The 10,988-nt window shown below is 72.4% G+C and carries 10 protein-coding genes; 8 read left to right on the plus strand and 2 right to left on the minus strand.

The window, feature by feature from the left end; genetic code table 11:
* The first annotated feature begins 70 nt into the window (after positions 1 to 70).
* On the plus strand, positions 71 to 1,666 hold the full coding sequence (locus ACZ4XX_RS20015) for an alpha/beta hydrolase (RefSeq protein ID WP_468509187.1): 1,596 nt from the start codon (positions 71 to 73) through the stop codon (positions 1,664 to 1,666).
* Positions 1,667 to 1,795: 129 nt separating this feature from the next.
* Here the strand turns inward: ACZ4XX_RS20015 and ACZ4XX_RS20020 are convergent, their stop codons facing one another.
* Complete coding sequence (locus tag ACZ4XX_RS20020) at positions 1,796 to 2,140, minus strand: MerR family transcriptional regulator (RefSeq protein WP_468509188.1); 345 nt, start codon at positions 2,138 to 2,140, stop codon at positions 1,796 to 1,798.
* Between the two features lie 71 nt (positions 2,141 to 2,211).
* On the opposite strand from ACZ4XX_RS20020, the gene ACZ4XX_RS20025 reads away from it, so the two are divergent.
* Complete coding sequence (locus ACZ4XX_RS20025) at positions 2,212 to 2,910, plus strand: NAD(P)H-dependent oxidoreductase (protein WP_468509189.1); 699 nt, start codon at positions 2,212 to 2,214, stop codon at positions 2,908 to 2,910.
* A gap of 145 nt (positions 2,911 to 3,055) precedes the next feature.
* Here ACZ4XX_RS20025 and ACZ4XX_RS20030 read toward each other — a convergent pair whose 3' ends face one another.
* Complete coding sequence (locus ACZ4XX_RS20030) at positions 3,056 to 3,397, minus strand: YkvA family protein (RefSeq protein WP_468509190.1); 342 nt, start codon at positions 3,395 to 3,397, stop codon at positions 3,056 to 3,058.
* A gap of 265 nt (positions 3,398 to 3,662) precedes the next feature.
* Here ACZ4XX_RS20030 and ACZ4XX_RS20035 point away from each other — a divergent pair, with 265 nt between their 5' ends.
* From ACZ4XX_RS20035 to ACZ4XX_RS20060, 6 genes are read left to right on the plus strand one after another with little or no spacing between them, the layout of a single operon-like run.
* The gene (locus ACZ4XX_RS20035) at positions 3,663 to 5,171 is read left to right on the plus strand and encodes an aldehyde dehydrogenase family protein (protein WP_468509191.1); all 1,509 of its coding nucleotides are present in this window, start codon (positions 3,663 to 3,665) and stop codon (positions 5,169 to 5,171) included.
* Positions 5,168 to 6,697 (plus strand): GMC family oxidoreductase, encoded by a 1,530-nt coding sequence (locus tag ACZ4XX_RS20040; RefSeq protein ID WP_468509192.1) that lies wholly within the window; start codon positions 5,168 to 5,170, stop codon positions 6,695 to 6,697. The genes ACZ4XX_RS20035 and ACZ4XX_RS20040 overlap by 4 nt, the downstream gene beginning before the upstream one ends.
* Positions 6,694 to 7,764 carry a quaternary amine ABC transporter ATP-binding protein gene (locus tag ACZ4XX_RS20045; RefSeq protein ID WP_468509193.1) on the plus strand — a complete coding sequence of 357 codons (1,071 nt, stop codon included), beginning with the start codon at positions 6,694 to 6,696 and terminating at the stop codon, positions 7,762 to 7,764. Before ACZ4XX_RS20040 ends, ACZ4XX_RS20045 begins: the two co-directional genes overlap by 4 nt.
* Positions 7,764 to 7,913 (plus strand): hypothetical protein, encoded by a 150-nt coding sequence (locus ACZ4XX_RS20050; RefSeq protein ID WP_468509194.1) that lies wholly within the window; start codon positions 7,764 to 7,766, stop codon positions 7,911 to 7,913. Before ACZ4XX_RS20045 ends, ACZ4XX_RS20050 begins: the two co-directional genes overlap by 1 nt.
* Positions 7,910 to 9,883, plus strand: a complete 1,974-nt coding sequence (locus ACZ4XX_RS20055; protein WP_468509195.1) for an ABC transporter permease subunit — start codon at positions 7,910 to 7,912, stop codon at positions 9,881 to 9,883. Before ACZ4XX_RS20050 ends, ACZ4XX_RS20055 begins: the two co-directional genes overlap by 4 nt.
* A gap of 1 nt (position 9,884) precedes the next feature.
* Positions 9,885 to 10,859, plus strand: coding sequence for an ABC transporter substrate-binding protein (locus ACZ4XX_RS20060; RefSeq protein ID WP_468509196.1), 975 nt, complete (start codon positions 9,885 to 9,887; stop codon positions 10,857 to 10,859).
* Positions 10,860 to 10,988: the final 129 nt, after the last annotated feature.

Here is a 10,988-nt window from a genome sequence, read left to right on the forward strand (position 1 = left end):
TTTCGCACAACTCCCCTTTGCGCAAGGGTGCATGAGACAGATCATCCACCTCCCGCAAGGATCTGACTCTGTGCGAAGCACACGCATAGCGCCCCTCGTGGCCATCAGCGCGGTCGCGACCCTCGTGCCCGCTCTCACGCCCGCCGTCGCCTCCGCGGCCGAACCGGTCACCCGACGGACGGTCACTGCCGATCCCTTGAGGCAGTACACCCAGCAGACCCCGCGCTGGAAGCGCTGCGAGGCCGAGGCACCGGCGAACTACCAGTGCGCGACGCTCAAGGTGCCGCTCGACTACACCCGGCCGGGCGGCAGGAAGCTCGACGTCGTCGTGTCCCGGGTGAAGGCCACCAGCCCCCAGAAGCGGCGCGGTGTCCTGCTGCTCAACCCCGGTGGTCCCGGCGGACCGGGCCTCGACATGCCTCTGTGGCTGGCCCCGGAGCTGCCGACCGCGGTGAAGGAGCAGTACGACCTGATCGGCTTCGACCCCCGCGGTGTCGGCCAGAGCTCGCCCGTGAGCTGCGGCCTGAACGAGGACGAGCTGAACTGGCAGCGCCCGTACAAGGCCGAGACGTTCGCCAGGGACGTCCGGTGGGCGCGGACCGTGAGCGAGAAGTGCCGGGCGAAGGGCGGTGACGTCCTGCCCCACCTCACCACCCGCAACACCGCACGGGACATGGACGTCATCCGCGCCGTGCTCGGCGAGAAGAAGATCTCGTACCTGGGCTACTCCTACGGCACGTACCTGGGCGCCGTCTACACGCAGATGTTCCCGAAGCGGACCGACCGGTTCGTGCTGGACAGCGCCGTCGACCCGCAGCGGATCTGGCGCGGAATGATCCAGGTGTGGGCGGAGGGCGCCGAGCCCGCGTTCGCGCGCTGGACCGAGTGGACCGCCGAGCGGCACACGACGTACGGGCTCGGCGCCACCCCGGCCGAGGTCGGGAAGGCCTACTGGGATCTGGTCGCCAGGGCGGACCGCGAGCCGATCGACTTCCAGGGCACGCCCCTGACCGGCGACGACATCCGCGCCGGCCGGGCCGTGTTCTTCGACGTGAAGGGCGCGGCCGAGGCGATCGTCGAGCTCAGGAAGGCCGCCGAGGGAACCCTCCCCCCGGCCCCGTCGAAGCGGGGCACGGCGCCCCGTCACGTACCGCCGTCGTTCGCCCGCGCCGTCCCCTCGGACAACTCGGACGCGGCCTTCTGGTCCGTGGCGTGCGCCGACACCCGCTCCTGGCCCCGCGACCCGGAGCAGTACCGCCGCGACGCGATCCGTGACAAGGCCAGGTACCCGCTGTACGGCGACTTCGCGTCGAACATCAAGCCGTGCGCGTTCTGGAAGAACGGGTCCGAGCCCGCCACGAAGGTGAACAACTCCGTCGGAGCGCTCATCCTCCAGAACGAGTGGGACTCCCAGACCCCGCTCGTCAGCGGGCAGGGGCTGCGCCGGGCCATGAAGGGCGCCCGGATGGTCACCGTCCTCGGCGGCCAGGGCCACGGCGTCTACGGCACCAGGTCCTGCGCCGACACGACCGCCACCGCCTACCTGACGACGGGCAGGCTGCCGGCCGCCGACACGACCTGCCGGGCGACGCCGGCCCAGACGCAGAACCGTCTCGACCTCCCGCTGCCGACGCCGCAGGGTCTCCCGGGGCTGCACCGCTCCTGACCGTCCGACGAACAGCCGGGGCAGGGGGCCCTCACGCCACGAGAGCCCCCTGTCCCGGCGTCCGGACCGCGGCGCCGGGAGCGGCTGCGAGGGCTTCGGTCCGCCCGCCCCGTTCGATCCGGCGTGGGGTCACGAACCGGCCAGGTAGCCGGCGAGGGTGGTGCGACGGCGGTGGAGGTCGTCGATACGGGCGTCGGTGGCCGCCAGCTCACGGAGCATCAGATCCCGGATGTCGGCGCACCAGTCGAACGCCGTCCCGTCCCCGTCCGTGCACGGCAGGACGACCCGGATCACCTCGGTGGGCAGTCCTGCGGCCAGCAGGGCGCGCACCTTGCGGACGGTGACGACCGCGTCCTCGTCGTACGCGCGATAGCCGTTCGGGCCGCGCCGTGCCTCCAGCAGCCCCTGCGCCTCGTAGTAGCGCAGCAGCCGGGTGCTCACCCCGGTACGCCGGGACAACTCCCCGATCAGCATGCGTACCCCGCCTTCCGCCCCGTCCGGGATCGATTGACCTTGACATCAGTGTCAACGGTTAGCGTCGAGCCATGACGAATCATTCCCCGCGTCCCGAGGACCGCTCCTTCCTGTTCGTGCTGGGCAGTTCCCGCGCCGACGGCAACACCGCGATACTCGCCAGGGCCGCCGCCGATGCGCTGCCCGCGGACATCCCGCAGCGATGGATCGACCTGAACCGGCTGCCGTTGCCGGACTTCCAGGACGGGCGCCACGAGGAGGGCGACTGGCCGGTCTCGGAGGCCGAACGGACCCTGCGGGAGGCCACGACGGCGGCGACCGACATCGTGATCGCCTCACCGCTGTACTGGTACACCCTCTCCGCGCAGACGAAGCGCTACCTCGACTACTGGTCGGGCTGGCTCGGCGTCCCCGGCCTCGACTTCAAGAAGCGGATGGCGGGACGGACCCTGTGGGCCGTGGCGGCGATGGCGGACGAGGACGAGGCCGTCGCCGACGGGATGGCCACCACCCTCCACAACACGGCCGCGTACCTCCGCATGCGCTTCGGCGGAGTCCTCCTCGGCAACGGCTCCCGCCCGGGCCAGATACGCGGCGACGAGCGGGCGCTGACCCGGGCGAAGACGTACTTCGAAGGGGAGACCCCGCTGGCGCTGTTCCCGCACGAGAGGAGCGGGGAGGCCGAGCGGGACGAGAGGCCGGAGGGGGACGAGACGCGGGCGGGGCTCCCGGAGCGAGCGGTGGAGGCGGCGGCCGGCGCGATCGCCTGAGCGCGCGGAGGGGGCGGAGCGGTGGCCGACGCACCCGGGCACAGCCGGGCACAGCCGGGCAGGGTGTGTCCACTGCCCGTGACGAGCGAACCGGCCGAGAGGCGCCTGACGGGCAGAGGCCCGGGTCGGGCGCCCGGCTCCGCCCTCAAGGACGCGGAGGCACCCTGCCCGGGTCCTTGATCAGGGCGTCAGGGCCGGTGGGCAGGCCCTCGCGGGCCGCCCCGCTCCTGGCGACCGCCGTGTGCAGCGCCCTGAGGGCGATGAGGAGGACACCGATGTCGTCCAGGTAGACGGGGTCCGGGATCAGGTCGATCGGCGAGATCGTGTAGACGACCGCCGCCCAGAAGAGGGCCTTGGACTGCAGCGGCACACCGGCGTCCACCAGCAGCCGGCGGGTCCGGAGGACGCGTACCAGCAGAACGACCGCGCATCCCGCCACCGCGAGCAGGAGAACCAGGGCCACGACGAGCCATACGTTGCCGTCCACGTCGCTCTCCTTCCTCCGTGCGTTCCGGGCCGCGCCGATGCGCGCAGACAGCCAGGGTACGACGCCCGGCCCGTCGCCCGACGTCGTCGGCCACACCCGCCCGGCGCGGGCCACTCTGCGATATGCCCCGTTTAGCGCTACTTGAAGCGTGACTCAGAACACTCTCCGCAACGCATTGCGCATGGATCCGGGAAGCCAGGGCAGGCGGCCGAACCGCCGGTGACACCGGCAGGGGGACCCAGAGGAACGAAAGGCGTTACGCGACGTGACGGCAGCACAACAGACCATCCACGTGGGCGGAGAGTGGCGCGCAGCCCTGTCCGGAGCCACGCGCGAGATCATCGACCCCGTCGACGCGACCGCCTTCGCGGTCGTGGCGGAGGGCGATGTCCGGGACACCGACGACGCCGTGGCCGCGGCACGAGCCGCCTTCGACGACGGTTCCTGGCCGCGCACACCGGTCGCCGAGCGGGCCGCCCTGCTGCGACGGGTCGCCGACCTTCTGGAGCGCGACCGCGAGCGGATCGGCGCCCTGGAGAGCCAGGACGCGGGCAAGACCCTGGAGGAGGGCCGCGTCGACGTCGACTGCGTCCGCGACGCCTTCCTCTACTTCGCCGACCTCGTCGAGAAGGAGGACGGCGCTCGGGTCGTCGACGCGGGTTCGGACGACATCCGCAGCGTCGTCGTGCACGAGCCCGTCGGCGTGTGCGCCCTGATCACGCCGTGGAACTACCCGCTGCTCCAGGCCAGCTGGAAGATCGCGCCGGCCCTCGCCGCCGGCAACACGTTCGTGATCAAGCCCAGCGAGATCACCCCGCTGACCACCGTCGTGCTGGTCGAACTGCTCCTGGAGGCCGGGCTGCCGCTCGGCGCCGCCAACATCGTCACCGGCCCCGGCCAGACCGTCGGCGCGAGGCTCGCCGAGCACCCCTCCGTCGACCTGGTCTCCTTCACCGGCGGTCTCGTCAGCGGCACGAAGGTGGCCAGGGCCGCCGCCGACAGTGTGAAGAAGGTCGCCCTCGAACTGGGCGGCAAGAACCCCAACGTGGTCTTCGCCGACGCCTGTGCGACGCCGGAGGACTTCGACACCGCCGTCGACCAGGCGCTCAACGCCGCCTTCATCCACAGCGGCCAGGTCTGCTCCGCCGGCTCCCGCCTCATCGTCGAGGAACCGCTGCGCGAGCGATTCGTCGCCGAGCTCGCCCGCCGGGCCACCCTCATCCGGCTGGGCCGCGGCACCGACGAGGGCGTCGAGTGCGGCCCCCTGGTCTCCGCGGCCCAGGTGACGAGGACCGAGGAGTACGTGGCCTCCGCCCTCGGCGAGGGCGCGGTCCTGCGCGCGGGCGGCGAACGCCCCGCCGGCCCCGGCTACTTCTACCGTCCCACCGTCCTCGACCGGTGCCACCGACGCATGCGCGTCGTCCGCGAGGAGATCTTCGGCCCCGTCCTCACCGTGGAGACCTTCCGCACCGAGGACGAGGCCGTCGCCCTCGCGAACGACACCGAGTACGGCCTCGCCGGGGCGGTATGGACCTCCGACGCGGACCGTGCCCGACGGGTCGCCGGCCGGCTGCGCCACGGCACCGTCTGGATCAACGACTTCCACCCCTACCTGCCCCAGGCGGAATGGGGCGGCTTCGGGAAGTCCGGCATCGGCCGCGAACTGGGCCCCAGCGGCCTCGCCGAGTACCGCGAGGCCAAGCACATCTACCAGAACCTCGCTCCGCGCCCCGTGCGCTGGTTCGCGGGCACGACGGCGAAGGGCCAGGCATGAACGACGACCAGCACGTGTACGACTACGTCGTCGTCGGCGGCGGCACCGCCGGTTCGGTCATCGCCTCCCGGCTGACCGAGAACCCGGACGTCACCGTCGCCGTCATCGAGGGCGGCCCCAGCGACGTCGGCCGCGACGACGTCCTCACCCTGCGCCGCTGGATGGGCCTGCTCGGCGGCGAGCTGGACTACGACTACCCCACCACCGAGCAGCCGCGCGGCAACTCGTACATCCGCCACAGCCGCGCCCGGGTCCTCGGCGGCTGCTCCTCGCACAACACCCTCATCGCCTTCAAGCCCCTGCCCTCCGACTGGGACGAGTGGGCCGAGGCCGGCGCCGAGGGCTGGGACGCGGCGGCGATGGATCCGTACTTCGCCCGGCTGCGCAACAACATCGTCCCCGTCGACGAGGCCGACCGGAACGCGATAGCCCGGGACTTCGTCGACGCGGCCCAGACCGCGCTCGGCGTGCCGCGCGTCGAGGGCTTCAACCGGCAGCCGTTCCACGAGGGCGTCGGCTTCTTCGACCTCGCCTACCACCCCGAGAACAACAAGCGGTCGTCCGCCTCGGTCGCCTACCTGCACCCGTTCCTGGACCGGCCCAACCTTCACATCGCCCTGGAGACCTGGGCGTTCCGGCTGGAGCTCGAGGGCACCCGCGCCACCGGCGTGCACATCCGGACCGAGGAGGGCGCGGAGCACGTCGTCCGCGCCCGGCGCGAGGTCCTCGTGTGCGCGGGGGCCGTGGACACCCCCCGCCTGCTGCTGCACTCCGGCATCGGACCGCGCGCGGACCTGGAGAAGCTCGGCATCCCCGTCGTCCACGACCTGCCGGGCGTCGGCGAGAACCTCCTCGACCACCCCGAGTCGGTCATCGTGTGGGAGACGCACGGACCCATCCCGGAGAACTCCGCGATGGACTCCGACGCCGGGCTCTTCGTCCGCCGCGACCCGGAGTCCGAGGGGCCGGACCTGATGTTCCACTTCTACCAGATCCCCTTCACCGACAACCCCGAGCGGATCGGCTACGAACGGCCCCCGCACGGCGTGTCCATGACCCCGAACATCCCCAAGCCGCGCAGCCGCGGCCGGCTCTACCTGACGAGCGCCGACCCCGAGGTCAAACCCGCCCTCGACTTCCGGTACTTCACCGACGAGGACGACTACGACGGCCGGACGCTCGTCGACGGGATCCGCATCGCCCGGCAGATCGCGGCGAGCGAACCCCTGGCCGGATGGCTGAAGCGCGAGGTGTGCCCGGGCCCCGAGGTCACCTCCGACGAGGAGCTCAGCGCCTACGCCCGCCACGTCGCACACACCGTCTACCATCCGGCCGGCACCTGCCGGATGGGCTCCGCGGACGACGAACTCGCCGTCGTCGCGCCCGACCTGAGAATCCGGGGCCTCGACGGCATCCGGATCGCCGACGCGTCCGTCTTCCCGACCATGACCGCCGTCAACCCGATGATCGGCGTGCTCATGGTCGGCGAGAAATGCGTGGACCTGCTGGGAGGCACCCGACGATGAACGACCCGACGCAGGACACCACCGAACCCGTCTTCTCCGTACGCGACCTGTGGAAGGTCTTCGGCCCGAAGGCCGACCGCGTGCCCGCGGACACGGAACTCGCCTCGCTCGACGCCACGGAGCTCCGCGAACGCACCGGCTGCACCGCCGCCGTCCGCGACGTCTCCTTCGACGTCCGGAAGGGAGAGGTCTTCGTCGTCATGGGCCTCTCCGGCTCGGGCAAGTCGACGCTCGTCCGCTGCCTCACCCGGCTCATCGAACCGACCTCGGGCACCATCTCCATCGACGGCGAGGACGTGCTGTCCATGGACACCGGCCGGCTCCGCGAGCTGCGCCGGCACCGGGCGGCCATGGTCTTCCAGCACTTCGGGCTGCTCCCGCACCGGACGGTGCTCGACAACGTCGCGTACGGGCTCGAGATCCAGGGCGTGGGACGCGGCGAACGGCGCCGGCGTGCGGCCGAGTTCGTCACCAAGGTCGGTCTCGACGGCATGGAACAGCGCAGACCGAGCCAGCTGTCCGGCGGCCAGCAGCAGCGGGTCGGGCTCGCCCGCGCGCTCGCCGTGGACCCCGAGGTCCTGCTGTTCGACGAGCCGTTCAGCGCGCTCGACCCGCTCATCCGCCGGGACATGCAGGAGGAGGTCGTCCGCCTGCACCGGGAGGAGGGCCGCACGATGGTCTTCATCACCCACGACCTGAGCGAGGCGCTGAAGCTCGGCGACCGCATCGCCCTCATGCGCGACGGCCGGATCGTGCAGCTCGGCACGCCGGAGGAGATCGTGGGCGCCCCCGCCGACGACTACGTCAGGGACTTCGTCCGGGACGTGCCCCGCGAGCAGGTGCTGACCGTCCGCTCGGCGATGCGCCCCGCGCTCGCCGACGAGCACGAGAGCGGCCCCGCGCTCGCCCCGAGCGCCACCGTCCACGAGGCCATCGAGGCCGTCGCCCGCACGGGCGTGAACGCGCGGGTCGTCGAGAACGGACGCTGCCTCGGCGTGGTCGACCACGCGGGACTCCTCGGTGTCGTCGCCGGGGTCCCGGCCGCGACGGGGAAGGCGGTGGCCTGATGTACGCCCATACGACCTGGCCGCCGCCGGGCGGCACGACCACCGCCACGACCTCCCGGCCGTGGCGCGGTGACCCGGCCGGTGCCGCGCACCGGATGCCGCCGCGCGGTACGACCGCCCCCGACGCCATACGGCGGTGGGGCCGATGACCGCCACCGTCACCCCCGCTCCGCCCCGCCCCACGACCGTCCCCGACGCCGCGCCCGGTGCGCTGCGCGCGCTCGCGCGCCACCGCGGCCGTCTGATCGGCGCCGGCGCGGCCGTCGCGCTCGTCCTCGGAGCCGTACTCCTGGGCGGCGGAACCTGGCCGGCCTCGCTCGCCGTAGATCTCTCCGGGCCGCTGGAGCGCACCAGCGACTGGATCATCGACAACCGTGACGGCCACCCGCTGTTCCTCCACTTCCTCGGGCACGTCAGCAACGTCGTGGTCGTGTCCGTCCGCGCCGTGTACCTGCTGCTGCTCGCCCTCGGCTGGGCCGGCGTCACCGCCGCAGCCGGGCTGCTGGCCTGGCGGGTCGCGGGCGCCCGCCTCGCGCTGACCTCCGTCGCCGCTTTCGGCGCCTGCGGACTGCTCGGCATGTGGGTGCCGACCATGCAGACGCTCGCCCTGATGGTCGTCGCCGTCGCCGCGTCCGTGCTGCTCGGCGGTCTCCTCGGCCTCGCCGCCGGCCTGTCGGACCGGATGGACAGGATCCTGCGGCCGGTCCTCGACACCATGCAGGTGCTGCCGGCCTTCGCGTACCTCCTGCCCGTCGTCCTCGTCTTCGGCATCGGTGTACCCGCGGCCGTCCTCGCGACCGTCGTCTACGCCGCCCCGCCCATGGCCCGGCTCACCGCGCTCGGACTCCGCGGCGCGGACGCCGGCGTCATGGAGGCGGCCGCGTCCCTCGGCGCCACCGGCAGGCAGCGGCTGCTGACGGCCCGGCTGCCGCTGGCCCGCAAGGAACTCCTGCTCGGCGTCAACCAGTCGATCATGATGGCGCTCGGCATGGCCGTGATCGCGTCCGTCATCGGCGCGGGCGGTCTCGGCGACCGCGTCTACCAGGCCCTGGCCTCCGTCGACGTCGGCGCGGCGCTCGCCGCCGGCGTGCCGATCGTGCTGCTCGCGATCGTCCTCGACCGGGTCACCGCCGCGGCCGGAGAGCGGATCGGCACACCGCCCGCCCCCGGGTCCCGGCTCCGCTGGACCGTCGCTCTCGTGGCGACCGCCGTCGTCGCCGTCGCCGGCCGTCTGACCGACCGGCTCACCTGGCCCGACGCGTGGACGCTCGACCTGGCCGAGCCCGTCAACACGGCCGTCGACTGGATGACCGCCCACCTCTACTCGGGCGTGCCCCTCGTCGGCGGCACCGCCGACTGGGCGGCCCGTTTCACCACCTGGGTCCTCAACCCCCTGCGCGACGGCCTGCAGTGGCTGCCCTGGTGGTCGGTCCTGCTGACCGTCGGCGCCCTCGCCCTCTTCATCGGCACCTGGCGCACCGCCGTGACCGCCGTCCTGGCGATGGCGGCGATCGGTGTGCTCGGCGTGTGGGACCCGGCGCTCGACACGCTGTCCCAGGTCCTGGCCGCCGTCGCGGTGACGCTGCTGCTCGGCCTCGCGCTCGGGATCGCGGCGGCCCGCAGCACCCGCCTGGGACGCGCGCTGCGTCCGGTGCTCGACGTCTTCCAGACGATGCCGCAGTTCGTGTACCTGATCCCCGTGGTCGCCCTGTTCGGCGTGGGCCGCGCCCCGGCGGTCGCCGCCGCCGTGGTCTACGCACTGCCCGCCGTCGTACGGATCACGGCTCAGGGCGTACGAGGCGTGGACCCGGCCGCCATGGAGTCCTCGCGCTCGCTCGGCGCGACCGGACGGCAGCAGCTGTTCCAGGTCCAACTGCCGCTGGCCCGGCCCGCGCTGCTGCTCGCCGTCAACCAGGGTGTGGTCCTCGTCCTCGCCGTCGTCGTCATCGGCGGCCTCGTGGGCGGCGGCGCGCTCGGTTACGACGCGGTGTTCGGCCTCGCCCAGGGCGACCTGGCCACCGGCCTGGTGGCCGGCGCGGCGATCGTCTGCCTCGGCCTGATGCTCGACCGTGTCACACAGCCGACGCAGCGCCGTGACCTCGCGGGAAAGGGGGCCTGAGATGGCTCGCACACGTATCGCACCCGGTGGCTCCGCACTCGTGACCGCCGCCGCCCTGGTGGCGGGCCTCACGGGCTGCGGCGCCGCCGACATGACCCGCCAGTCCTCCCCGTACGCCGACGCGAAGGGCTCCCGTACGGTCACGCTCTCCGTGCAGTCGTGGGTGGGCGCGCAGGCCAACGTCGCCGTCGCCCAGTACCTGCTCGAGCACGAGCTCGGCTACCGGGTGGACACCGTACAGATCGACGAGGTACCCGCCTGGGACGCGCTCAGCCAGGGCCGGGTGGACGCCATCCTGGAGGACTGGGGCCACCCGGACCAGGAGAAGCGGTACATCGACGACAAGGGCACGATCAGGCGCGGCGGTGATCTCGGGGTGACCGGCCACATCGGCTGGTTCGTGCCGACGTACTTCGCCGAGCAGCACCCGGACGTCACCGACTGGAAGAACCTGAACAAGTACGCCGACGAGTTCCGCACCGCCGAGAGCGGCGGCAAGGGCCAGCTCCTCGACGGCTCCCCGTCGTACGTGACGAACGACAAGGCCCTGGTGGACAACCTGGACCTCGACTACCAGGTCGTGTTCGCGGGCTCGGAGGCGGCGCAGATCACGCAGATCAAGCAGTTCGCCAAGGAGAAGAAGCCGTTCCTGAGCTACTGGTACAAGCCCCAGTGGCTGTTCGAGAAGGTCCCGATGACGGAGGTGAAGCTGCCCGCGTACGAGGAGGGCTGCGACGCCGACCCGGAGAAGGTGGCCTGCGCGTACCCGAACACGCCCCTGCAGAAGTTCCTCAACGCCCGCTTCGCGGACGGCGGGGGCGACGCGGCCGCCTTCCTGAAGAAGTTCCGCTGGACGACCGACATGCAGAACGACGTCGCCCTGATGATCGCGGACCAGAAGCTGTCGCCGCAGGAGGCGGCGGGCCGCTGGGTGAAGGAGAACGAGGCCACCTGGCGGACGTGGCTCCCGTCCTGACGTCCTGACGTCCTGAGGGCGTGGGGGGGGGGGGGGGGGGGGAGGGGGGGGGGGGGGGGGGGGGGCCCGACGCGAAAAGAGGTCGGAGGGGGGGGGTGGGACCGGGGAGGGGGGAAGGGGGGAGGGGAG

It is taken from the genome of Streptomyces sp. NPDC029956, from assembly GCF_055574655.1.